Consider the following 23,378-nt stretch of genomic DNA (forward strand, 5'->3'; position numbering starts at 1 on the left):
TTTTCTAGATTATTGAGCCACCTCTGCAGGCTCGAGTTGCTCTTGCTTAGAGGGTACCTTAGCCTTGAGAGCTCCATCCTCTAATACGAACTCCACACAATCTCCTTGTGAGATGGCTCCATCGAGTATCAAGTCTGTGAACCTATCTTCGATCTCGGTTTGTAGGAGACGCTTCAGAGGTCGTACTCCATAGAGAGGATCAAACCCCTTTTGTGCCAGCCAGCGCTTGGCCTCCATGGAGATCTCAAAGCGATATTGCTCCCGTGCTACTCGTTGTTGCAAGACGGCTAGTTCGTTTTCGACAATGTGTAGGAGAGCCTCTTCGCTGAGGTGAGAGAAGTGAATTACGGCATCAAGGCGGTTGAGGAACTCCGGGCTAAAAGTGCGTTTGAGTTCCTTATCAATGATGTTTTGTGTGTACTCAGAAGCCGATTCGCTACTCATCTCAGACTCGGTACGGAATCCCAATGCCGATCGGAACTCAGAGACCCGACGGCTTCCCACATTCCCCGTCATGATGATTACGGTATTCTTGAAGTCTACCTTACGTCCGAGGCTGTCTGTTAGGGCCCCTTCGTCCAAAACTTGGAGCAGCATGTTGAATACTTCGGGGTGGGCCTTCTCTACTTCATCGAGTAGGACAACGGAATAGGGTTTCCGTCTTACCTTCTCGGTGAGTTGACCTCCCTCCTCATAACCCACATATCCCGGAGGGGCACCCACTAGACGAGAAGTGGTAAACTTTTCGGAGTATTCGCTCATATCCAATCGGATAATAGCATCCTCATCCCCAAATAATTGCTCTGCGAGTTTCTTGGCAAGGAACGTTTTCCCAATCCCGGTAGAACCTAAAAATAGGAAACTCCCGATGGGACGCTTTTCGTTGCGTAGCCCCAAGCGATTTCGTTGGATGGCTCGTGATACTTTGTCGATGGCCTCGTCTTGTCCGATAACAATGCTGCTGAGGGTGTCCTTTAGCGCCTTTAGTCGTTCCGTTTCAGCCTTGGCAATACGCTCTGCAGGGACGCCTGTGATGAGCGCCACGGTCTGAGCGATGTGGTCGGATGTGATGGTTGATACCGATTCTAGTTCCTCATTTTCGGAGGCGAGCTGCTCCATGCGGGCAAGTATATCACGCTCCTTCTCGCGCCAAGAGGCGGCAAGTTCGTAGTTAGAGGCCTTGATGGCTGCGAACCTTTGTTCCTTATAGTATTGGCTTCTCTCCTCCAGCTCTTTTGCTTTTTCGGAGGGTTCGCTATTGTTGGCATGCATCCGAGCCCCGGCTTCGTCTATTGCGTCTATTGCCTTATCGGGGAAGTATCGGTCGGATATATAACGATCGGTGAGTTCTACAGCACTCTCCAGAGCCTCATCCGTATAGTGTACTCTGTGGTATTTTTCGTAGATCCCTTTGATGTTTTTGAGGATGTTGAGGGTCTCTTCGGGGGTGGTGGGATTGACAATAATCTTCTGGAATCGTCTCTCCAGTGCCCCATCTTTCTCAATGCTTTTGCTATACTCCGCAAGAGTAGTTGCCCCTATGCAGCGGATCTCTCCTCGGGAGAGTGCCGGCTTGAGTATATTGGCCATATCCATACTCCCTTGGGTGGAGCCGGCTCCTATTATGGTGTGGATCTCGTCTATGAATAAGATGATCTCGGGATGCTCTTTGAGCTCCTTTACGACGGATTTTAATCGCTCCTCAAACTGGCCTCTGTACGAAGTGCCCGCAACGAGTAGCGCTGTATCTAGGGAGATGATGCGCTTGTCGTGTAGGATATGAGGAGTTGTACGGTCGTGAATGCGTTGGGCTAGCCCTTCTACAATGGCGCTCTTGCCCACTCCCGGCTCTCCGATCAGTACCGGATTGCTTTTCTTGAGACGGCATAGGATCTGGATAAGCCGCTCCACTTCCTTCTCCCGCCCAATCATGGGGTCTAGCTTACCCGTCTGAGCAAGCTTTGTTAGGTCTGTACCAAAGGTAGAGAGGGCTTTGAGTTGAGGGTCTTTGTGCTTCTCTCTCTCAGACGATGGGCCTGAAGAGGAATTGCTTGCCCCCTCGTTGTTTTTATCCGGCAGAGACTCCTCAAAGTCCTCTTGGCTAATGCCATTGAGAACCGTTGTCCCTTCTCGGTCTGGATCCATCCCCCTGAGGTGGTTGGTTTGCTTTATATTATTGTAGTCCATAATGCACTTCATTCTCATTATTTGCTTCAGACTCTTGCAACGTGCAAGTGTCGTCTCGGAGCTAAATACTCTCGAGGCTATCTGATTATTAGGAGGAAATTACAAAAACTGTGCCAAAAGACAACCTGTCATCCTCTCAGAGTTGGGGATAGATAGCAAAAAAGAAGGGCAATCAACTCATGCCTTGAGTGATTGCCCTTCTTGGTGATGTAAACCTAAAAGCTCCTCTCTTGTTTCCTCTTTCCCCTCTATTGCGCCATTTTACGATGGCTATTAAGAGTAGGGTACTAGCGTACCAAGAGAAGAGAGTCTCTGTTGTAGGGTTTATTTTACCTTCTCTACGATAGCTTTGAAAGCTGCAGGGTTGTTCATAGCGAGGTCTGCTAGAACCTTGCGATTGATCTCGATACCCTTGCTGTGAAGAGCTCCCATGAGACGAGAGTAAGACATCCCTTCCATACGAGCTGCAGCGTTGATACGTTGGATCCAAAGTGCGCGGAAGTTGCGTTTTTTATTCTTACGATCGCGGTAAGCATAGGTAAGACCCTTTTCCCAAGTATTCTTGGCAACGGTCCATACATTGCGGCGAGCACCGTAGTAACCGCGAGTTAGTTTAAGTATTCTCTTGCGCTTTGCGCGAGATGCTACATGATTTACTGATCTTGGCATAATAATTCGTTTTTGATGGGCAGCGGCTCTCGGTAGTCGATGCTACTCGTGAACTCTTTATCGGGCTTGCCCCTCGGTGAAACTTCGTTTTCTCTGAAAAACTTCTGATCGGATGTGGTTAATTGATACAGGAGAAGTTGCTATTAACGCATAACGAGCATCTCTCTTACGCTGGCAACGTTGGCCTTTTCTACCAACCCACTATACGTAAGATTACGTTTGCGCTTTTTGCTCTTCTTCGTGAGAATGTGGCTCTTAAAAGCATGTTTTCTCTTGATCTTCCCAGATCCGGTGATCGCGAAGCGTTTCTTTGCTCCCGATACAGTCTTTTGTTTAGGCATTTTCTTTTCTAATTTATTCGTGAAACTTTCAGTACTACTTCCTGCAACCATGGGGCACGCCTATGCCCTTCTGTTTACAGCCTTCTCCCTCTCTCTTAAAAGGAGATCGAAGTGAAATAGCACTCTCTTTGTTACTTGCTTTCTGTTTCTGCAGCTTGGGTCTCCACTTGAGGCTTGGGCTGTTGTTTCTTTGGTGCTGTTCCTTTTTTGGGGGCGAGCATCATAAACATTCGTTTTCCTTCGAGCGAAGGCATGCTCTCCACTGTTGCTATATCTTCCAAATCGGTAGCAAAGCGAAGTAGGAGTACCTCCCCTTGGTCTTTGAAAAGGATAGAGCGACCTCGGAAGAATACATAGGCCTTTACCTTCGAACCTTCCCCGATAAAGCTACGAGCATGCTTGAGCTTAAAGTTGTAGTCGTGATCGTCTGTTTGGGGACCGAAGCGGATCTCCTTGATTACGACCTTTACAGAATTGCTCTTTTGCTCCTTGAGCTTTTTCTTCTTTTGATAGATAAACTTCTGGTAGTCAATCACCCGGCAAACGGGAGGATTGGCCTCTGCAGCAATTTCTACAAGGTCGAGACCGGCACGATCTGCTATGCGTAGAGCCTCTTGTATGGGATAGATACCTTGGTTCACATTATCGCCCGTGAGACGAACCTCGCGTGCTGTAATGGCTTCGTTAATACGATGCTGATCTCTATTGTTGTTATTGCCGCTATGCTTCTTGTTGTCGTTCACTATCCTTTTTCTTAAGGGGTTGAGGGTTCTGAATATTCTTGTTTCTTTTCTTCTATATCTCCAGAGTGGTGATCCTGATGAGTTGTTCTACGCTCGAGTCTTGTGTAAGGCTCTGTTTATCAGCGGTCTCGCTGCCAGGCGTTCATTTCATCATCCACCTCTTGGCAGATTTTCTCCGCAAAGGTAGCTAATTTTACGGAACCTTGGTCTCCTTCTCCCTGCTTTCTTACAGAAACGGTTTCGTTTTCGCACTCTTGTGCACCCACGATTAGGAGGTAAGGAATGCGCTTGAGTTCGTTGTCTCGTATCTTTCTACCGATCTTCTCGTTGCGGTCGTCTACCGTTGCGGTTATGTCGTGATCGGCCAAGAAGTCCCTGACTTTATAAGCGTATTCGTTGAAGTTCTCACCGATAGGTAGCACGACAACCTGATCCGGAGTTAACCAAAGGGGGAAGCGGCCTGCGGTGTGCTCAATAAGGACAGCAACGAAGCGCTCCATGGAGCCGAAAGGTGCTCTGTGGATCATCACAGGGCGGTGCTTCTGATTGTCTTCGCCCGTGTATTCGAGGTCGAATCGCTCCGGCAAATTGTAATCGACCTGGATTGTACCCAATTGCCAGCGACGGCCAATGGCATCTTTGACCATAAAGTCGAGCTTGGGCCCGTAGAAAGCGGCTTCTCCATACTCAACTACAGCAGGCAGTCCCTTCTCTTGGCAGGCCTCTATAATAGCCTGTTCGGCACGATCCCAATTCTCATCACTCCCGATATATTTCTCGCGATTGTTTTTGTCGCGGAGTGATATTTGAGCTTCGAAGTTCTCAAATTTGAGGGCCTTAAATATGATGAATATGATATCCATCACCTTGAGGAACTCGTCTTTTACCTGCTCGGGCATACAGAAGATGTGCGCATCGTCTTGGGTAAAGCCACGTACACGGGTGAGACCATGTAGCTCACCACTCTGTTCGTAGCGGTATACGGTACCAAACTCGGCAAGGCGTACCGGAAGGTCTCGGTAAGAGTGCGGTTTGATGCGGTAGATCTCGCAGTGATGAGGGCAGTTCATGGGTTTAAGCATGAATTCCTCACCCTCCTGAGGCGTGGTGATGGGGCGGAATGAGTCTGCCCCATACTTGGCATAATGCCCGGAGGTCTTATAAAGTTCGATGTTCCCGATATGGGGCGTCATTACCTGTTGGTAGCCAAAGTCTTTTTGGATCTTCTTGAGAAAATCTTCGAGACGGAGGCGAAGTCGAGTACCACGAGGGAGCCAAAGGGGAAGCCCTGCACCTACCGTTTGGGAGAAAGCGAATAGCTCTAGCTCCTTGCCAATCTTGCGGTGGTCCCGCTTTTTGGCCTCTTCGAGTACGGCAAGGTACTCATCGAGCATCTTCTTTTTTGGGAAGGTGATACCATAGATACGTGTTAATTGCTTGCGCTTTTCGTCGCCACGCCAGTATGCCCCGGCTACGCTGAGCAGTTTTACAGCCTTAATGTACCCTGTGTTGGGGAGGTGAGGGCCTCGGCACAAGTCGGTAAAGCTACCTTGAGAGTAGGTGGTAATAGTACCATCCTCTAGGTCGTTGATTAGCTCTACTTTGTAGGTTTGCCCCTCGTTTGCAAAGCGATTGAGGGCCTCTTGCTTGCTGATGGAGCAGCGAGCCAAAGGTTGTTTCTCTTTGGCAAACTCGAGCATCTTCTCCTCGATCTTTGCCAAATCACTCTCTTTGAGCACGGTATCGCCTGTGTCTATATCGTAGTAAAACCCATTCTCAATGGCGGGTCCTATCCCAAACTGAGTGTGAGGGTATAGGGCTTGTATAGCCTCAGCCATAAGGTGAGCGGAGGTGTGCCAATAGGCGTGCTTACCCCCTTCGTCTTCCCACTTGAGGAGTTTTACGTTTGCATCTTTCGTAAGGGGAGTGGATAGGTCAACAATCTTTCCGTCCACCTCTGCTGCCAAAACGTCTTGAGCGAGGCGAGAGCTGATCTCCTCTGCTATCTGATACGGAGTTACACCCTCTTGGCATTCGCGTTGCGATCCATCGGGTAGCGTTATCTTTATCATAGTCTTTTCTTTTCTTCCTCTATTGTTCTAATGCCCGGCATTGACCCCTAGGAGTAGGTGTCATGCGGTCTTTCACAGAACAATTCTGTGCAAAGTTACAACTTTATACCCAATCAGCCACTTTTTCCTGGGGAGTTGTTTCTCGGAAATTTCCAGGCCTGTTGTTTTTCTTTTTCAGGCCTATAACAAAATATTTCTAGGGTGAGATTTTGAGGGATATAGGCTGGTTTTTCGGAAAATCTTGGGCAGCAAATTCTCAAACTTCAGGCGAGTTTATTTTGAACCTCTTTTGAGACTTCGTTTTCCCCTGGCCGGTTGCGGATGAGGTGAATACGCTATCTTTGTAGCCGAATTGTCGGATATGCACCTACTAGTAAGGTTCTGGCCCAGTTTTTGTATTTCCGTCTCGGGGGACGACCCTACCGGCAGTTTAAGGCGAGTGGATGGGTTCCCCTTAACGAGATTAGATACATTGCAATGGATGAATGAAGATATGAAGCAAAAAAAAGAGACCGAAAAAGAACTTGAGCAGAACGCTGCCAAGTCTCAGCATACAGAGGAAACAGTCCCCCAGAATGCCCCCGAAGTGGAGCAAGAGGCGCAAGACGAGCTCTCCAAAATAAAGGAGGAGTTGGCTGTGGCCAACGATAAGTATCTGCGTCTGGTGGCCGAGTACGACAACTTTCGCAAGCGCACAATAAAGGAAAAAGCCGACTTGATACAGAATGGAGGGGAGCGTATCTTGCTTGACCTCTTGCCCGTTGTCGACGACATCGAATTGGCTCTCAAGAATATTCGAGAGGCTAGTGATGTCTCTGCTTTGCGGGAGGGCGTAGAACTTATTTGTGGTAAATTTTCGGATTATCTTTCACGGCATGGAGTAGAGGAGATCAGGGCGATAGGGCAGCCCTTCGATGATGAGAAGGAGCAAGCTATTGCCATGGTGCCGGTCCCAAGTGAAGAGCAAAAAGGTATAGTAATTGATTGCACCAAAAAAGGATATACTCTCAATGGCAAGGTACTTCGCTTTGCGGATGTGGTAGTAGGGGAGTAAATAGTATCTCGGAGCAATTATAGATAATATGGCAACAAAAAGAGATTATTACGAGGTACTTGGTGTGGACAAAAACGCCACAGCAGAAGAACTGAAAAAGGCTTATCGCAAGATGGCCATCAAGTACCATCCTGATAAAAATCCTGGAGACAAGGAGGCTGAAGAGAAGTTTAAGGAGGCAGCCGAAGCCTATGACGTACTGAGCGATGCCGATAAGCGAGCACGCTACGATCGCTTGGGTCATGCAGGAGTCGATGGTGCCGCCGGTGCCGGAGGATTCTCGGGTGGCGGTATGTCTATGGAAGATATATTCAGTCACTTCGGAGATATATTCGGTGGCGGATTTGGCGGATTCGGAGGCTTCGGAAATGACGGACCTGTAGTACCTCAGGGTACTGATATGAGGGTCAATATTCGCCTGACCCTGCGCGATATAGCCAAGGGGGTGACTAAGAAGATCAAGGTCAAGAAGAAGGTGGCTTGTAGCATCTGTCACGGAAAGGGTACTACAGAGTCGGATGGGAAAAGCACTTGCTCCGTATGTCACGGAACGGGTCGGACCTCACGTGTAGTCCGTACTCCTTTTGGGCAAATGCAGTCCCAAACAACGTGTCAAAATTGCCACGGTACAGGAGAGGTGATAACGAAACCTTGTGCTCATTGTCATGGCGAGGGTATCGAAAATGGAGAAGAACTTGTAACCTTTGATGTACCCGCCGGAGCCAGCGAAGGGATGCAGATGACCCTGCGAGGCAAGGGAAATGCAGCGCCTCATGGAGGGGAAAATGGGGATCTGATCGTGCTATTCTCGGAGATTGAAGACCCCAATTTGATCCGTAATGGCAATGATCTTATATATAATCTTCTCATCCCCGTGCATATAGCTATACAGGGGGGAAAGGTCGAGGTTCCTACCATTGATGGAGTGGCACGAGTGAGCATAGAGCCAGGCACTCAGCCGGGGAAAATCCTTCGTCTCAGGGACAAGGGCCTCCCCAGTGTTCGGGGCTATGGCCATGGGGATTTACTCATCAATGTGAATGTATTTATCCCAAAAACGTTGGGCAAAGAGGAAAGTGAATTGGTCGAAAAGATGGCGTCAAAGCCCAGCTTTATGCCCACGCCAAAAGATAGAGAACTTATTGATAAGAAATATCGGGAGATGCTGGCTCGCTAGTCGCCTACCCGCATCGATATTCGCTTATGAAGCAACAAAATAAGAATGTTTGGAGTTGTTGGCTATTCTGTAGTCTGCTGAGTGGGCTTTTATCCCTCTTGGCGGTTCTTCCCCTGCAGGCAGAGCCTGTCGAGGAGGAACATACGGCAACTCCATTTAGCCCTTCGCTGGATAGCATTCCCACCCCTACGGTGAGTCTGCTGATTGTCCCGCCAAGAGACGAGGCTATTTATACGATCTATGGTCATGCGGCCATCCGAATACAAGGGGGCGTGGGGCTTACAGACCGGGTATACAACTATGGGGTTTTTGATTACGATGCCCCCAACTTTACGGCGAAATTTATTGCAGGGCGTACCGATGATTACATGCTCGCAGCTCAATACACGGCGGACTATGTACACAGCTACACAGAGCAGGGGTGCGATGTATATGAGTTGGTGTTGAATCTAAAACCGGAAGAAGCAAGAAAGGTGGAGGCTCTCCTTATGGATAATGCTCTTCCCGAAAATGCTAAGTATAGATACAATGTCGTCTACGACAATTGCGCTACGCGCCCTGTTGCCATCTTAGAGAAAGCAATACAAGGGCGCTTGTTGTATCCCGAGGATCTCAAGCCTTTTCTTGGGGTCACTTGGCGTAGTATGATCGATCATTGCAGCACTAAGTGGGCATGGCTCAAGCTGGGGACCGACTTAGCTTTAGGGATGCCTGCGGATGAAAAAGTAGAGGTGAGGGAGCAGGTTTTTCTTCCTCTCTATTTGCTTGATATAATGCGTTATACTCGTATTGTGGATGAGCAAGGCGAGGAGCGCAAGCTCGTACTCTCCGAGACTTCTTATATACGCACGGCAGAGCCTTCGATGGTTGCCCCTACGCCATTCTACCTACATCCGGGAGCTTTGGCGGCTCTTCTTCTAATAGGGGTACTTGTTGTTTGTGCCATAGATCGTAAGGGTCGCAAGGGATGTCGCATATTCTATGCCGGGTACTTTGCCGTTTTGGGATTGGTGGGAGTAGTGCTATTTTTTCTTTCTTTCTTATCATTGCATCCTCTTACATGGCCTAACCTTAACCTCATCTCGTTGCATCCTCTACACCTTTTTGTGGGGGCGCCTCTTATACTTTTTGCTCCCTACTCGCGTTGGAGCTACTGGTACCATCTTATCAATATAGGTCTGCAATTACTTTATGTCTTACTGATTGTATTTGCAGGTTGGCAGACGCCCAATTTGGCTCCTGTTGCATGGGCTTTGGGCAGTGTGGTGATATCTCTTCGTTTGATAGTTACAGCTAATCTAAAAAAAGCTCGGCAATGAATAAAGGGGGAGGGTGGTCTCGGTTACTTACTTCGCTGGTTGTACTCTCTGCACTCAGCATTCGACCTCTAGAGGCTCGTGATATTCCACGCCTCTTGCTGTGCATCCATTTAGAGGGGGCTGAGAGCAGTTTACTCGAGACTTACACTCCTTTATTAGGGCAAGATGGGCTAAAGCGCCTACTCTCTGAGGGCGTTTTGTATACCAATGCCGACTATGGCTTCCCCATTGCTGAGCCGCAAAGTGCCCTTGCAACTCTTGTAAGCGGCTGTTATCCGCGCGAGCATAATTTGGGATGGGGCACCGACTATACGGAGCTCTTCCGCTCTTCTCAACGAGGTGTCAATACGTCTAGCCGTCTCTCTCCCGAGCGCTTATCTTACTGCACGGTAGGGGATGTACTAAGGGACGTGACGCAGGGGAAGGCCTCTGTCTATGCTATCAGTGCTACTGCTCCTGAGGCTCTTACGTTGGCTGCAACGGGGGCTTCCGGAGCATTTTGGCTTGATGAGACGAATGGCATGTGGGCCTCGTCGGCTTACTATCCGGCTCTTCCCAAGGCTTTTACAGAAGTAAATAGAGCCACCCAATCGCTTAGGAATACAATCGCCAAGCAGGTTTGGACGCCTCTGCGCCGAGCCTCTTCTCCTTTGCCTTCTCACTATCTCCCCCAACCTCTTGAGGGAGATTTCCGATATTCTTTTGTAGGTGCTCATGCTTATCGTGAGTATATCTCTTCTCCCTTGGTGGGGGACGAAATTACACGTTTTGCCACGGCGTTACTCCAAGAGAGTGCCGTAGAAAAGTCTTCTGCACCTACCATCCTCAACATTACTTACCCCTTAGCTCCCAAGCATGCGGGTACGCCTTACTCTCCGTATAGTGCGGAGGCTCTCGATGCCTACCTCAGAGCGGATAAAGCTATTGGCTCTCTATTGCAGGTGGCAGAGAAGGCTTTTGGTGCAGAGCACTGCCTTTTTGTTGTCACCTCAGCTCCTCGTATTGCGGGAGCTGCCAAGCTAACACCCCCTAGTAATTCGATCAAAAAGCCTCTCTACTCTCCGGCCAAGGCTACGGCTTTGATTAACCTCTATCTCTCGGCTCTCTATGGTAAAGAGAATTGGGTAGAGCGTGCAACGAGTGATGCCGTTTACCTTAATCGTACCCTTATAGAGCGCAAGGCCTTATCCCTTAGGGAGCTGCAACTGCGTACGGCTGCCCTAATGCGAGAGATGGATGGCGTGGCAGAGGCCTTTGCGGTGAGCGAAGCAACCCCGGGAGATAACCTCTCCATGCGAATGCTGCGGGCTATCCCTCTTTCCGGCCGAGCTGATGTATTAGTTCGGCTCGATGCCACAACGTATGTTTCGGAGGGTAATGTTGAGTATCTTAATAATCCTCCTACGGCTCTGTCGCCCCTGCCTTGTTGGCTGATTATCGCCCATCCGGGAGGGAAGGCAAAACGCATAACACGACCCATTGAGATGGTGGCACTTGCCCCCACTCTGGCATACATCCTACGAATAAGGCCTCCTACGGGGGTTCAAGGTAGCCCTCTCGAAGAGTGGCTTTGACCTAAAAGATTACCCCCCTCTAAGAAGATAAAAAGAAGATATAGACTATAATACAGATTGATCATATGGGATTCAATGATATACTATCGAAGCTATTCGGTAATAAATCTCAAAGAGACCTCCGCGAGGTACAACCTTATCTTACAAAAATCAAGGAGACCTATCCTAGCATTCAAGCCCTAAGCAACGATGAGCTTAGAGCCAGGAGTGAGAGCCTAAAGCAGAAGATACGCGAGTATACGGCTGCCGAGCGTGCCGAGATTGAGACCCTCAAAGCCAATGTAGAAGAGTTGGATCTTGAGGCTCGCGAAGAGGTGTGGAATAAGGTAGACAAGATAGAAAAAACAATCCTTGATAGAACAGAAGAGATCCTCGATGAGGTGCTACCCGAGGCCTTCTCTATAGTGAAGGATACGGCTCGCCGATTCGCAGAAAATGCAGAGATTGTAGTAACAGCTACCGACCGAGATCGTGAGTTTGCCACCAAATTCGACTTCGTACGCATCGAAGACGACAAGGCGATTTATCAGAATCACTGGGTTGCCGGTGGTAATGATATGACCTGGGATATGGTGCACTACGACGTGCAACTTATTGGTGGGGTAGTGCTCCACAAGGGGAAAATTGCCGAAATGGCAACCGGGGAAGGGAAGACGCTTGTGGCAACTCTGCCCGTATTCCTCAATGCCCTATCCGGCAATGGAGTACATGTGGTTACAGTGAATGACTACCTCGCTAAGCGTGACTCTGAGTGGATGGGACCCCTCTATATGTTCCATGGCATTACGGTGGATTGCATCGACAAACACATCCCCAACTCCAACGGTAGACGCGCAGCATACAATGCCGATATTACCTTTGGTACGAACAATGAGTTTGGCTTCGACTACCTGAGAGACAACATGGCTACGGCTCCTTCAGACCTTGTACAGAGGAAGCACAACTATGCTATCGTCGATGAGGTGGACTCTGTGCTTATTGACGATGCTCGTACACCTCTTATTATATCCGGCCCTACGCCTAAGGGTGAAGATCAGCTTTTCGAAGAGTTCCTTCCCAATGTGGAAAAAGTGGTAGAAGCTCAGCGTAAGCTCTGTAATCAGATTCTGCTCGAAGCAAAACAGAAGATTCACAGCGACGATAAGAAGGTGCAGGAGGAGGGAGCCTTGCTGCTCTTCCGTACATTCAAGGGGCTGCCCAAGTCTAAGGCTCTCATTAAGTTCCTTAGCGAACCCGGGGTAAAGGCAACCATGCTCAAGACAGAAGAGTTTTACATGCAAGACAATATGCGTCAAATGCATGTGGTGACCGACCCCCTCTATTTCGTTATCGACGAAAAGATGAATAGCATTGAGCTTACCGATTTGGGGATTGATTTGCTAACGTCCGGTATAGGAGACCCAACGTTCTTTGTACTCCCAGACATTGCGGCAGAGCTTGCTCAACTCGATAATCTAGAGCTCTCTCCGGAAGATCGCTCCGCTCGTAGGGATGCTATGATTACGAACTACTCCATCAAGAGTGAGCGAGTGCACACGGTGAACCAGCTACTCAAGGCCTATACTCTCTTTGAGAAAGACGACCAGTATGTGGTAATGGATAATAAGGTGATGATTGTAGATGAGCAGACGGGTCGTATCATGGACGGGCGTCGCTACTCAGATGGTCTCCACCAAGCTATCGAAGCCAAAGAGCGTGTGAAGGTAGAAGCTGCCACACAAACATTTGCCACAATTACGTTGCAGAACTACTTCCGTATGTACCACAAGCTATCGGGGATGACCGGTACTGCCGAAACAGAAGCAGGAGAATTGTGGGACATATACAAGTTGGATGTTGTGGTTATTCCTACGAATCGCCCCATCCTCCGCAAGGATATGAACGACCGCATCTACAAGACGGCTCGTGAGAAGTATAACGCTGTTATCGAAGAGATTGTAAGCCTCGTAGAGCAGGGGAGACCGGTGCTTGTGGGTACTACTTCTGTAGAGATTAGTGAATTGCTCAGCAGAATGCTCTCTTTGCGTAAGATCGAACACAACGTGCTCAATGCTAAGTTGCATCAGCGAGAAGCCGACATCGTGGCTCAAGCAGGGCGCAAAGGCACTGTTACCATTGCTACCAACATGGCAGGTCGTGGTACCGACATTAAGCTCACCCCCGAGGTGAAAGAGGCGGGTGGTCTTGCCATTATTGGTACGGAGCGTCATGAGTCTCGCCGTGTGGACCGTCAGTTGCGAGGCCGTTCCGGTCGTCAAGGAGACCCCGGTAGCTCTGTTTTCTACATCTCTCTTGAGGACCATTTGATGCGTCTTTTTGCGAGCGATCGTATTGCTTCTTTGATGGACCGTATGGGCTTCAAAGAGGGTGAAGTACTCGAAAACAATATGCTTTCGAAGTCGGTAGAGAAGGCACAAAAGAAGGTCGAAGAAAATAACTTCGGGATTCGTAAGCGTCTTCTTGAGTACGACGACGTGATGAACTCTCAGCGTGAGGTGATCTATACTCGTCGCCGCCATGCTCTTATGGGTGAGCGTATTGGGATGGACGTCCTCAACATGCTCTACGATGTAACGGAAGGGATTGTATCAAAATACAAGGATGGAGAAGACTACGAAGGCTTCGTCGCCGAGATGTTCTCTACGCTAGCCGTTGAGGTGGAGCTAACCGAAGAGCAATTCCGCAAAGAGCGTGAGCTTGTAGAGATTGTCTTCGATGAGGTATACAAGACCTTTAAGCGTCGCTGTGATACCATTGCTTCTGTTGCTTATCCCGTTATTCATCAAGTACGAGAAGAGCACGGAACGCAATACGAACGCATCGTAGTTCCCATTACAGACGGGCGTCGCGTCTACAATATCGCCGTAAACTTGCAAGAAGCCGATGCCTCAGAGGGTAAGAGCATCGTCAAGGAACTTGAGAAGAGTATCTCACTCTATACCCTAGACGAAGCGTGGAAAGAGCATTTGCGTGAGATGGACGAACTCCGTAACTCGGTACAGAATGCAAGCTACGAAAACAAGGATCCTCTCCTCATCTACAAGCTGGAGAGCTACGAGCTATTCAAGACAATGATAGACTCGATGAACCGCAAAGCCTCTGCTATCTTGATGCGTGCGCACATCCAAGTGGCTCCTCCTCAGGAGGCCGAAGCTGCCCCAACCCAAAAGGTGGAAGTGAAGCAAGCTACTCCCGAGCGCCCCACGGATATGAGTCGCTATAAGACTAGAAAAGACGATATCGAAGAGCAACGTGAGGCACAACGTGCCGCTGCCGCAGGAGCCGGACAGGCTTCGCAACCGAAGGCTGAGCCGGTACGTGTAGAGCCGAAGATTGGCCGCAACGATCCTTGCCCCTGTGGTAGTGGTAAGAAGTTTAAGAACTGCCACGGACGCGATCTCTAATCCACTAGCTTAGGGATAGCTCACCTAGGTATGAGAAAATAAAAGTCAGATTTCGTACTACGACAAGAGGGGCTTCCCTCTCTATCGTAGTGCGAGATCTTTTTTGATTTTGAGTTGTTTTGATTAATACTTTATAGAGCATTATATTCTCATTTATACATAGAAAAAATAGGACTATAAGATATGATTCTATCAATGACAGGCTTTGGGAAAGCCGAGGGCTCCATAGCTGGAAATGCGATCTCAGTGAACATCCGATCTCTAAATAATAAGCAACTAGAGCTATCTTCTAGAATTCCCAATTTATTTCGAGACGCAGAGCCTGAGATACGTAGTGTAATAAGTAAACGAGTAGTACGTGGAAAGGTCGAACTTACAATCTCGTTGACTCCGATTACAGACCCTGCCTCCGGAGGGGATACCTCTGATAGTTCTTTCTTTGACAAGGAGAAGATCGCCCAATACTACCGAGAGCTGACTCAGATATCTTCGCAATACAACATTCCCCTTCCGCAAGATTTGCTAACTCGAATCCTCTCGCTTCCCGGAGTGACAGCGACTACGTCTGCCGAAGTGGCTACCAAGGCTTCCGCTCAAGAGCAAGCAGAGCTCTTGGCCCTTATAGAGGAGGCTCTTACGAGCTTTGAGGCTTTCCGCAAACAAGAAGGGGAGATGCTTGAGCGTGTGTTTGAGGAGAAAATTGCCAATATCGGGGCCTTACTAGAGGAGGTTGCCCCCTACGAGACGCAACGTATTGAGGACATTCGTACTCGTTTTACAGAAGAATTGGCCAAGCTTGATGGGGTAACTATTGACAACGGCCGCTTCGAGCAGGAGATGATCTACTACATAGAGAAGCTCGATGTGCACGAAGAGAAAGAGAGACTTGCCAACCATCTAAAATACTTTATGGAGACCATGAAAGAGGCCTCAACACAAGGGGTAGGTAAGAAGCTCGCCTTTATTGCTCAGGAGATAGGTAGAGAGATCAATACCTTAGGCTCGAAGAGCAACCAAGCCGCCATGCAGCAGATTGTAGTGCGCATGAAGGATGAACTGGAGCAAATTAAGGAACAAGTACTGAACGCTTTGTAATAATCTATTATGTCTCGCATAGTTATACTATCAGCCCCTTCCGGTACGGGAAAAAGCTCTGTGATAGGTCGTATTATAGAGGATCCTAACCTTAAACTTACTTTTTCTATCTCTGCCACCAATCGTCTCCCCCGTGGAGAAGAGAAGGATGGAGTGGAGTACTATTTCCTCTCCGACCAACAATTCCAAGAGTATATAACGGAGGAGCGATTCATCGAGTACGTAGAGGTGTATCCAGGGCGTTACTACGGTACGCTCAAAAGCGAACTAGAGCGCATCGGTGGTCTTGGGCGCAATCTGATCTTAGATATAGACGTAGAGGGTGCCTTGGAGGTGAAGAAGAAGTATGGTCAAGATGTGCTCGCTATCTTTTTGCTACCCCCTTCTATCGACGAATTGCGCCACCGGCTCGAAGGGCGAGGTACCGATACCCCCGAAGTAATTGCCGATAGACTGGCACGGGCTGAGTATGAAATAAGCCTGGCAGGGCAGTTCGATACTCAGTTTGTCAATGATGATCTTACACGTTGCTCCGAAGCGGTGCGGGAGGCCATTGCCGACTTCCTAAGTCGCTAGACCCTACTTGTCCAATTATCATAGAAGGTATGTGCTGAAGATAAATTCGGTGCGTCCTTTTCTTTTTCCCAAAAAAAATCAATACTAGGCCCCTTCCCCTCCATTGTAAATAACCTAAAAAGAGTACCTTTGCTGGGCAATGAAAGCGATTGTTTTGTGTAATATTGCTACTCCCAAATCCTCTGCTTCGGAGGATGTGCGTGAGTACCTCTCTAAGTTTCTGAGCGATAGATACGTAATCTCTATCCCTCAGCCCTTCCGTTCTATCCTCGTTAATGGCATTATAATACCACGTCGGCTCCGCCATTCGACGGCTCGGTATCGGCTCTTGGAGTCGCTCTACGAGGGGGAGATGCCGCTCCGTAAATATATGAATGCGTTGGTTGAGACAATGCAGGGCCTCTCCCAAGATTGGGATGTCTTTGGCTATCTGCAGCACGGAGAGGAGCGCCCTGAGGACTTGGTAGCTCGTCTTAGAGCAAGGGGGAATTATACGGAGATTGTGGTGCTTCCCCTCTTTCCACACAAGACCTTTAGTACCTATTTGTCGGCATCTCGTCAGCTTTGTCGGCATCTACGGCGTCTCTTGGGTGAGGGGGTCATACTGCGTGTTACTCCGCCTTATTTTCGCCATCCTCACTACATCCAACTCATCCAGAAGCGGCTAGCCGATACGCTGGATACGCCTAGTGATCTCTATGTTGCTGGGTTTCATAGTATCCCTATAAAGCATCAGCGTATGGGGAGGAAGCGGGGATTTAACTACCGAGAGCAGTGCTTGGAGACCGCCACCCAAATGTTTTCGATTCTCCCTCATACGACCGAGCGCAGGGTCTACTTTCAGTCCGCCCTAGATAGGGTGCATTGGATAGGTCCCTTTTTAGAAGAGGAGATGAAGGGATGGGTTGACGAGGGCTTCCAACGTGTTACCATTGCCTGTCCCGGCTTTGCGATAGATTGCCTTGAGACGGTACTGGATATCGGGGTGGTGCTACGAGAGGAGTTCCTAAGCCTGGGAGGTCAAGAACTTCGGTTGCTACCGGCACTCAATGGTGATGAAGATGTAGCAGACTTCCTCTTGTCTCTCGCTCATGAATCTCTGGATATCCCATCTGCCTTCTAACGGAATTCTCTCTCTATATATAAGTTTCTTAGATTTACTTTGGAGGGACTGAGGGAGAGATAACCCCCGTTGCTACGGATTTAGATCCACGAAACCTTCTGTTTCCCTTGTGGTGAACTTGTGAAATATAAGGAATTTTACCCCCCCCCCTCTATGCTTTATAGTACATTTGCACCGGCTAAGAGTAGCAAAGGAAAAGTATTTAATTCACAATAAATCAGGAAAGGAAAACAGAGAATGAAAAAGATTATCTCACTCTTGTTGTTGTGCATGGCAATTCTGCCCATGTCTGCTCAGAAAAGGAAGTTAGAATTGAGTATCTATGGAGGAACTCAGTCTTATACCAAATTCGGCAACGCGTACAAATACACCTTCCAAACGGGCTTTGGTTTTGGTGCCCAATCTAAGTACTATCTAAGCAACCGTGTGTTTTGGGCTACCGACCTATATGGGGGAACAGATGGTGGTTCGGATTGGATATTAACGGGGCTTCCCGGAGTGGGTTTTCGCTACATTGGTATGTGTCGTCGAGACTACTCAATAACTACAGGTGTGGGCTTTAATTACGTGTCAACAAAGCTACTAGACTGTTATCTGCAAATGAATCTGGGGGTAGGCATAGTTGATGGATATTACCACGATGTTCTTCCTCCCGATTACGGTGCAGTGACTATAAGTCTATTGAAGCCCTCTTACATGATAGCCCCTTCTACGGGAATAGACTTTAAAATTGCCGACAAATGGAAGTTAGGACTAGGATATACTTTCCGATATTTGGGGGACGTCGATGGTAGCCACTCTGTCTTTGCTCGTGTTACCTATGTGCTAAAATAGAAGGTAAAAGATGGATAGATAGGAGGCTATTTCTACCTCCTCCCTTATAAGAGGATGTGTCAATTGGGCATATCCTCTTTTTTTTGGTTTTCTCGCAATTCTTATGCTGCGGCCTTGATCGTAGGGAGTCTATACCTCTAGAGGGTACACTGTGCCGTAGGGCACTTGCAGGTCGAATATATGGTCTAGCGAACAATGCTCAACTAGGAATCGCAGCGCCGTTATTACGCCTCCATGGGTGAATAAAGCCAAGGTATGAGGTGGTGGTATTGTCTCTTTTAGCTCTTCTAAGAACTCCTCGGCACGAGCTACCACATCCATAAAGCTCTCGCCCTCCGTTGCCCTGGTGTGCACAAAGTCGGCATACCAAATCTGTAATTGGGGATCGTCAATACGTGCATATTCCAATCCCTCCCAAGCCCCGAAGTTCCGCTCGATGAGCCGACTATCCGCTACTGCATGGGGGAATCCACAATACTCCGCAAGCCGTTTACAGCGACTGAGTGGACTTGTAAAAGCCTGATCTATCTTGTATTCCGAAAGCCTCGTTTTCACCCGAGCTGCCTCTTCGCAGAAACTATCTCGTAGGGGCATATCACTTGCTCCGTAGCAAATCCCAGGCTTTACATCTACCGAGGTATGGCGAATCAAAAGTAGCTTCATAGGGTGTGGGGTAGTAAGGCGATGAGGGAGAGATAGGAAACAAGCTCTACCAAGAGGAAAATCCCTCCGTAGCAGTCGCCCGTATAGCCTCCAATTCGATGCTTTAGATAACGTAGGGCAGCGAAGAAGGTCACCCCGGCTATCCCCAAGACGATGAGTAGGGCCCACCAGAGAGTAGGCCTTAGGAGTAGTAAGCCGATAAGAAGCAAAAGTGCAGGGGTAAACTCGTAGTAAATACCTTGGCTAGAGAGGGATTTGAAGGAAAACCCCACCTTGGCTTCTTGTTCTTCTCGGGCGTAGGGGAGGAAGTTGTGTAGTAGGGAAACGAGGGCTTTGCTGCTCACGTCTAGCCAAACAATGAGTAGGCATAACTCCCAGCCCGAGGCGTAGATTTGCAGCAATACGAGCATGAGAGATAGGAGCGAGAAGTGAGCGATTAGCCCCAATACTCCGTAGGTGCCAATGTGAGAGTCTTTCATAATGGCAAGGGCCTTCTCCCGAGAGCAACTGCCCCCGAAAGCATCGCAGCAATCTGCCCAGCCGTCTTCGTGCAATGCGCCCGTAAGTAAAAGACGGAACAATACAGCCATGAGAGCGCCTCCAACAGCCCCCCAAAGGAGCCCGCCTAGGTACATGCCTAGGGCCATACTTCCCCCCGTTAGAATGCCCACTATAGACCAGTAGGCTACTACGTTGCGGTAGCTATCGGGGCGGATATTGGGGATGAACTTGTAGAGCGGTATGCGTGTGAAAAAACATACGGCAGCAAATAGCTCGTCAAGGGCTTTAGGGCGCATGGTGTAGTCTCTTACTTGAAGTATTTGATAATGCCGTCTGAGCTAAAGGTACCCATTTGGGTAAGCATGGCTACAGCTCCCTGTACAATGGGGTAAGCCATCATGGCTCCCACTCCTTCTCCTAGGTGCATACCGAGGTCGAGTAGGGGCGTTGCACCCATTGCGGCAAGCATCCGAGCGTGTCCGCTCTCTTTGCTCTTATGCCCAAAGACGGCATAATCTAGGAAGTTGGGGTTGATGTGCGATGCCATAAGGGCTACAGCGCTCATCACAAAACCATCTATGAGTACCACCATCCGCCGCTCTGCTGCTGCAAGCATGGCACCTACAGCCATTACGAGCTCAAATCCTCCGAATTCTTGCATGAGATGCTCAGGGGTTGGGGTGCCTGTAAATCGGCGAATAGCAGCCGATAGTACCTCAAGTTTGTGTTCTACCCCCTTGCGAGATAATCCGGAGCCCACACCTACGCACTCTTCGAGAGGAGTCCCTGTAAGGTAATGCATCCATAGGGACGAGGTGGAGGTATTACCAATCCCCATTTCCCCTACACTTAGCACATTACACCCTTGGCTTGCAAACGAAGCCACAAACTTCTCCCCAACGGATAGACAACGCTCCATTTGCTCAGGAGTCATAGCCGATTCTAGGCGATAGTTGCGGGTTCCTTCGGCTATTTTTCGGTTTATTATGGAGGGCTCTATGGAGAGATCTCCTATTACACCGGCATCTACAATGGTGAGGTCGAAGCCGTATAGCCGAGCAAAAACAGTGGCGCAAGCACCGCCTCGGGCAAAGTTTAGCGTCTGTTGGTAGGTAATGATCTGAGGTGCCAAGCTAACTCCGTCTGCTACAATGCCATGATCTGCCGAAAAGAGGATGTGGTAGGGATGCTCTAGGTGAGGCGATAGGGTACCCTGCATTAGGGCAATGCGTTCTGCCAGAGTCTCTACATAGCCTAGCGATTGTTTACTCTTGGATAGGTGGTCTATCTTTTCTCGAATAGGGGCAATCAGCTCACGGTCTATAGGGGGGATATTGTATTGTCTCATTCTAGAGTAGATTATTTAATGCGTATAGGGATGCCGGATACCATCAGAGTGACCTCGTCGGCTTGGTGTGCAACGATCTGATTGAGGCTTCCCTGTAGGTCTGTAAATCTGCGCTGCGTGGCATTGGGAGAGACGCCGCCCAGCCCGAGTTCGTTGGTGACAAAGATATAGGTAACATCCTTTTGGGCAAATAGAGCCTCTAGCTGCTCGCGTAGGGCAAGTAGGGCTTGCTCGATAGACTCATTGAGGTCGAAGAAAAAGTTGGTGGCCCACAACGTAAGGCAGTCTACCAATACAACGCGTTGAGAGAAGTTGTGGCGAGCTAGCTCTTTTCCCTCTTCTATGTTGGTCCACTGAGGACCCCTGCGAGCTTGGTGCAAGGCTACACGCTGGCGAAACTCTTCGTCGAAGACTCGAGCCGTGGCTACATAGATGGGATTGGGAGAGAGAGACAGAGCCAATTGCTCGGCATATTGGCTTTTGCCGGATCGCTGTCCTCCGGTTATTAGCAGTACGCGTGTCATCTTGAGGATCTTCGAGGGGGTTAGGGGTTCTTTTTCATCGCTTGCGGATGAGTGTGAGTCCATCACGGAGAGGCAGCATGACTACTTCCACACGGGGGTCGCCGGCTACGAGGTCGTTGAAGTTGAGTATCCCTTGCGTCTGAGCATCCTTAGGGGGAGGGGATTGGAGTACCTTGCCGTCCCACAGCGTATTGTCTGCAAGGATCAGGGCTTGAGAGGGTAGTGCAGGGATAAGTAGTTGGTAGTAGCTCGGGTAGTGCCTTTTGTCTGCATCGATGTACACCAAGTCAAAGGGGTGCTGAGAGAGTAGCTCTTGCATTACCTCTAGAGCATCTCCAATATGGACTACCACTCTATCTCCAAAGGGGGAGAGAGCCAGCGAGCGATGGATAAAGTCTTCCATTTCGTCGTTGTGCTCAATGGTGTGTACCCGAGCAGAGGGGTTTTGTAGCCCTTCGGCTAAGCATAGGGAGGCGTAGGCGGTGTAGGTACCCAGCTCCAGCACATTACGGGGATTGACCAACTGAACCAGCATCTTGAGTAATCTCCCCTGCAGGTGCCCCGAGAGCATCCTAGGTTGCAAAAGGTGAACGTGCGCCTCACGACGCAACCGGCGTAGCTCGGTGGGTTCTTGGGAAGAGTGTTGCTCTAGATATTCCTCTAGTAGGTCTGTTTGTAGTGACATAGTGCGGTTGCCTCTCCCTTATTCCTCAAGGAAAGCGAGTAGAGCTAAGCGATAACTATGAATGCCAAAGCCGGTAATGGTGCCGCGTACTACGGGCGCGATGTAGGAAGTGTGCCGGTACTCTTCTCTCGCTGCGGTATTGCTGAGGTGTACCTCTATTACGGGAGTGGATAGACTACGTATGGCATCCGCAAGGGCTAGGGAGGTGTGGGTATAGGCTCCGGCATTGAAGATAATGCCCGATACCTTTTCGTCGTCGAATTGTTGGAGCAGGTCAATCAGCACTCCTTCGTGGTTGCTTTGGTAGTACTCTATGGTAATGTTGGGGAAATCTCGTTGCAGTCTCTCCATCATTTCTTGGCTCGATACTACTCCATAGATAGAGGGTTCTCGCCGTCCCAGGCGATTGAGGTTGGGGCCGTCTAGTATAATGTAACGTTGCTGCATAGGTATAGTAGTCTTATCTTTGTGGCTACAAAGGTAGTGCATTAGCTCTATAGGTGGTTACCCCTCTTGGGGCACCGGAACTCGCAAACGGGATGAATACGGAGAATCAAAGGCTTGCCGCAGCTTTTAAGCGACACTTGCAACTGGAGCAGGCATTAAGCCCCAATAGCATCAGTGCCTATCTGATGGATTTGGGCAAGCTTATTGCTTATGCCGAGGATTGCGCTCTGCCCCTAGACCAGGTAGAGTATGAGCACCTCGAGACCTTTGTTGCCTCGCTCTACGATTGTGGCATAGCGGCTCGCTCTATTGCGCGCATCATTGCCGGCGTAAAGAGCTTCTACCGCTTTCTCTATGTCGATCAGTACATCCAAAAAGATCCGACAGAGTTGCTCGAGTCTCCCAAGTTGGATTTGCACCTACCTACCGTGCTCTCTGTGGAGGAGATCGACCGTATCCTAGAAGCCATAGACTATAGCAAAAACGATGCCCTCCGCAATAGAGCCATCATAGAGGTACTCTATAGTTGTGGCTTGCGTGTGAGTGAGCTGTGTCATCTCAAGTTGGGCGATGTGCATCCGGAGGAGGCATTCGTACATGTCGTTGGCAAGGGGCGCAAAGAGCGTCTCGTACCCATTAGTCCGGTGGCTCTCGATGCCCTGGCTCAATACCTCGCCTCGCCCCATAGACCTATACCCAAGCCGGGGCAGGAGGATTATATATTTCTCTCTCGCTTGGGTAAGGCCATTGCACGCAATAGCGTCTTCGATCTTATCAAATCTCTGTCTGAGGCGGCAGGGATCACTAAGACGGTGAGCCCGCACACTTTTCGCCATAGCTTTGCCACGCATCTACTCGATGGAGGAGCTAATCTGCAAGCCATCCGCCTAATGCTGGGGCATGAGGATATAAGCACCACCGAGATTTACACGCACATCGATAGCCAAACTCTGCGAGAGGAGATCCTCCGGCACCATCCGCGTAACAAGGAGGGATAAACCCAATGCTCGGGGCAGAGTAGAAGGCATGCCGATGCGGAGCC

Annotated in this window: 21 protein-coding genes; 10 read left to right on the plus strand and 11 right to left on the minus strand. The window is 49.3% G+C overall.

Going from position 1 to position 23,378, the window contains the following annotated elements; genetic code table 11:
• Positions 1 to 9: 9 nt before the first annotated feature.
• From Q0090_RS00355 to thrS, 5 genes are all read right to left on the minus strand, one after another.
• Entirely contained in the window at positions 10 to 2,199 is a 2,190-nt protein-coding gene (locus tag Q0090_RS00355) for an ATP-dependent Clp protease ATP-binding subunit (protein WP_297946265.1), read from the minus strand.
• 312 nt (positions 2,200 to 2,511) lie between these two features.
• Positions 2,512 to 2,856: a 50S ribosomal protein L20 gene (gene rplT / locus Q0090_RS00360; protein WP_004333375.1), complete on the minus strand. Its 345-nt coding sequence runs from the start codon at positions 2,854 to 2,856 to the stop codon at positions 2,512 to 2,514.
• Between the two features lie 143 nt (positions 2,857 to 2,999).
• The gene (gene rpmI / locus Q0090_RS00365; RefSeq protein ID WP_040580681.1) at positions 3,000 to 3,197 is read right to left on the minus strand and encodes a 50S ribosomal protein L35; all 198 of its coding nucleotides are present in this window, start codon (positions 3,195 to 3,197) and stop codon (positions 3,000 to 3,002) included.
• 131 nt (positions 3,198 to 3,328) lie between these two features.
• Positions 3,329 to 3,940, minus strand: coding sequence for a translation initiation factor IF-3 (gene infC / locus Q0090_RS00370; RefSeq protein ID WP_297946277.1), 612 nt, complete (start codon positions 3,938 to 3,940; stop codon positions 3,329 to 3,331).
• A 119-nt stretch (positions 3,941 to 4,059) separates the two neighbouring features.
• Positions 4,060 to 6,012, minus strand: a complete 1,953-nt coding sequence (thrS, locus tag Q0090_RS00375) for a threonine--tRNA ligase (RefSeq protein ID WP_297946280.1) — start codon at positions 6,010 to 6,012, stop codon at positions 4,060 to 4,062.
• A gap of 493 nt (positions 6,013 to 6,505) precedes the next feature.
• Between thrS and Q0090_RS00380 the strand changes: the two genes are divergently transcribed.
• The 9 genes from Q0090_RS00380 to Q0090_RS00420 all read left to right on the plus strand — a co-directional run bounded on the left by Q0090_RS00380 (position 6,506) and on the right by Q0090_RS00420 (position 18,168).
• Positions 6,506 to 7,066: a nucleotide exchange factor GrpE gene (locus Q0090_RS00380; protein ID WP_297946282.1), complete on the plus strand. Its 561-nt coding sequence runs from the start codon at positions 6,506 to 6,508 to the stop codon at positions 7,064 to 7,066.
• Between the two features lie 28 nt (positions 7,067 to 7,094).
• Positions 7,095 to 8,243, plus strand: coding sequence for a molecular chaperone DnaJ (gene dnaJ / locus Q0090_RS00385; protein ID WP_297946285.1), 1,149 nt, complete (start codon positions 7,095 to 7,097; stop codon positions 8,241 to 8,243).
• 26 nt (positions 8,244 to 8,269) lie between these two features.
• On the plus strand, positions 8,270 to 9,562 hold the full coding sequence (locus Q0090_RS00390; RefSeq protein WP_297946287.1) for a DUF4105 domain-containing protein: 1,293 nt from the start codon (positions 8,270 to 8,272) through the stop codon (positions 9,560 to 9,562).
• A complete protein-coding gene (locus Q0090_RS00395) occupies positions 9,559 to 11,136 on the plus strand; it encodes an alkaline phosphatase family protein (protein WP_297946290.1) in 1,578 nt (525 codons plus the stop codon). Before Q0090_RS00390 ends, Q0090_RS00395 begins: the two co-directional genes overlap by 4 nt.
• 65 nt (positions 11,137 to 11,201) lie before the next feature.
• The gene (gene secA, locus Q0090_RS00400; RefSeq protein WP_297946292.1) at positions 11,202 to 14,540 is read left to right on the plus strand and encodes a preprotein translocase subunit SecA; all 3,339 of its coding nucleotides are present in this window, start codon (positions 11,202 to 11,204) and stop codon (positions 14,538 to 14,540) included.
• Positions 14,541 to 14,723: 183 nt separating this feature from the next.
• Positions 14,724 to 15,635: a YicC/YloC family endoribonuclease gene (locus Q0090_RS00405; RefSeq protein WP_297946295.1), complete on the plus strand. Its 912-nt coding sequence runs from the start codon at positions 14,724 to 14,726 to the stop codon at positions 15,633 to 15,635.
• A gap of 9 nt (positions 15,636 to 15,644) precedes the next feature.
• Positions 15,645 to 16,211 carry a guanylate kinase gene (gene gmk, locus Q0090_RS00410; protein WP_297946298.1) on the plus strand — a complete coding sequence of 189 codons (567 nt, stop codon included), beginning with the start codon at positions 15,645 to 15,647 and terminating at the stop codon, positions 16,209 to 16,211.
• A 139-nt stretch (positions 16,212 to 16,350) separates the two neighbouring features.
• The gene (gene hemH / locus Q0090_RS00415) at positions 16,351 to 17,334 is read left to right on the plus strand and encodes a ferrochelatase (RefSeq protein WP_297946300.1); all 984 of its coding nucleotides are present in this window, start codon (positions 16,351 to 16,353) and stop codon (positions 17,332 to 17,334) included.
• 237 nt (positions 17,335 to 17,571) lie between these two features.
• Entirely contained in the window at positions 17,572 to 18,168 is a 597-nt protein-coding gene (locus tag Q0090_RS00420) for a hypothetical protein (RefSeq protein WP_297946303.1), read from the plus strand.
• A gap of 129 nt (positions 18,169 to 18,297) precedes the next feature.
• Here the strand turns inward: Q0090_RS00420 and cobC are convergent, their stop codons facing one another.
• From cobC to aroQ, 6 genes are read right to left on the minus strand one after another with little or no spacing between them, the layout of a single operon-like run.
• Positions 18,298 to 18,831 (minus strand): alpha-ribazole phosphatase, encoded by a 534-nt coding sequence (gene cobC, locus Q0090_RS00425; protein ID WP_297946304.1) that lies wholly within the window; start codon positions 18,829 to 18,831, stop codon positions 18,298 to 18,300.
• Complete coding sequence (locus Q0090_RS00430) at positions 18,828 to 19,628, minus strand: adenosylcobinamide-GDP ribazoletransferase (RefSeq protein ID WP_297946307.1); 801 nt, start codon at positions 19,626 to 19,628, stop codon at positions 18,828 to 18,830. Before Q0090_RS00430 ends, cobC begins: the two co-directional genes overlap by 4 nt.
• Before the next feature lie 11 nt (positions 19,629 to 19,639).
• A complete protein-coding gene (cobT, locus tag Q0090_RS00435) occupies positions 19,640 to 20,680 on the minus strand; it encodes a nicotinate-nucleotide--dimethylbenzimidazole phosphoribosyltransferase (protein ID WP_297946310.1) in 1,041 nt (346 codons plus the stop codon).
• Between the two features lie 11 nt (positions 20,681 to 20,691).
• Entirely contained in the window at positions 20,692 to 21,204 is a 513-nt protein-coding gene (cobU, locus tag Q0090_RS00440) for a bifunctional adenosylcobinamide kinase/adenosylcobinamide-phosphate guanylyltransferase (RefSeq protein ID WP_297946313.1), read from the minus strand.
• Positions 21,205 to 21,238: 34 nt separating this feature from the next.
• Positions 21,239 to 21,889, minus strand: coding sequence for an O-methyltransferase (locus tag Q0090_RS00445; RefSeq protein WP_297946315.1), 651 nt, complete (start codon positions 21,887 to 21,889; stop codon positions 21,239 to 21,241).
• A gap of 18 nt (positions 21,890 to 21,907) precedes the next feature.
• A complete protein-coding gene (gene aroQ, locus Q0090_RS00450) occupies positions 21,908 to 22,336 on the minus strand; it encodes a type II 3-dehydroquinate dehydratase (protein WP_297946317.1) in 429 nt (142 codons plus the stop codon).
• Positions 22,337 to 22,428: 92 nt separating this feature from the next.
• On the opposite strand from aroQ, the gene Q0090_RS00455 reads away from it, so the two are divergent.
• Complete coding sequence (locus Q0090_RS00455; RefSeq protein ID WP_297946319.1) at positions 22,429 to 23,334, plus strand: site-specific tyrosine recombinase; 906 nt, start codon at positions 22,429 to 22,431, stop codon at positions 23,332 to 23,334.
• The last annotated feature ends 44 nt before the right edge of the window (positions 23,335 to 23,378 follow it).

It is taken from the genome of uncultured Porphyromonas sp. (genome assembly GCF_938023125.1).
In the GTDB taxonomy this organism is placed as follows: domain Bacteria; phylum Bacteroidota; class Bacteroidia; order Bacteroidales; family Porphyromonadaceae; genus Porphyromonas.

Coding starts and splice junctions, on each gene's coding strand:
- Q0090_RS00355 (WP_297946265.1), bottom strand. CDS start 2,199: ATGAAGTGCATTATGGACTACAATAATATAAAGCAAACCAACCACCTC.
- rplT (WP_004333375.1), bottom strand. CDS start 2,856: ATGCCAAGATCAGTAAATCATGTAGCATCTCGCGCAAAGCGCAAGAGA.
- rpmI (WP_040580681.1), bottom strand. CDS start 3,197: ATGCCTAAACAAAAGACTGTATCGGGAGCAAAGAAACGCTTCGCGATC.
- thrS (WP_297946280.1), bottom strand. CDS start 6,012: ATGATAAAGATAACGCTACCCGATGGATCGCAACGCGAATGCCAAGAG.
- Q0090_RS00380 (WP_297946282.1), top strand. CDS start 6,506: ATGAAGCAAAAAAAAGAGACCGAAAAAGAACTTGAGCAGAACGCTGCC.
- dnaJ (WP_297946285.1), top strand. CDS start 7,095: ATGGCAACAAAAAGAGATTATTACGAGGTACTTGGTGTGGACAAAAAC.
- Q0090_RS00390 (WP_297946287.1), top strand. CDS start 8,270: ATGAAGCAACAAAATAAGAATGTTTGGAGTTGTTGGCTATTCTGTAGT.
- Q0090_RS00395 (WP_297946290.1), top strand. CDS start 9,559: ATGAATAAAGGGGGAGGGTGGTCTCGGTTACTTACTTCGCTGGTTGTA.
- secA (WP_297946292.1), top strand. CDS start 11,202: ATGGGATTCAATGATATACTATCGAAGCTATTCGGTAATAAATCTCAA.
- Q0090_RS00405 (WP_297946295.1), top strand. CDS start 14,724: ATGATTCTATCAATGACAGGCTTTGGGAAAGCCGAGGGCTCCATAGCT.
- gmk (WP_297946298.1), top strand. CDS start 15,645: ATGTCTCGCATAGTTATACTATCAGCCCCTTCCGGTACGGGAAAAAGC.
- hemH (WP_297946300.1), top strand. CDS start 16,351: ATGAAAGCGATTGTTTTGTGTAATATTGCTACTCCCAAATCCTCTGCT.
- Q0090_RS00420 (WP_297946303.1), top strand. CDS start 17,572: ATGAAAAAGATTATCTCACTCTTGTTGTTGTGCATGGCAATTCTGCCC.
- cobC (WP_297946304.1), bottom strand. CDS start 18,831: ATGAAGCTACTTTTGATTCGCCATACCTCGGTAGATGTAAAGCCTGGG.
- Q0090_RS00430 (WP_297946307.1), bottom strand. CDS start 19,628: ATGCGCCCTAAAGCCCTTGACGAGCTATTTGCTGCCGTATGTTTTTTC.
- cobT (WP_297946310.1), bottom strand. CDS start 20,680: ATGAGACAATACAATATCCCCCCTATAGACCGTGAGCTGATTGCCCCT.
- cobU (WP_297946313.1), bottom strand. CDS start 21,204: ATGACACGCGTACTGCTAATAACCGGAGGACAGCGATCCGGCAAAAGC.
- Q0090_RS00445 (WP_297946315.1), bottom strand. CDS start 21,889: ATGTCACTACAAACAGACCTACTAGAGGAATATCTAGAGCAACACTCT.
- aroQ (WP_297946317.1), bottom strand. CDS start 22,336: ATGCAGCAACGTTACATTATACTAGACGGCCCCAACCTCAATCGCCTG.
- Q0090_RS00455 (WP_297946319.1), top strand. CDS start 22,429: ATGAATACGGAGAATCAAAGGCTTGCCGCAGCTTTTAAGCGACACTTG.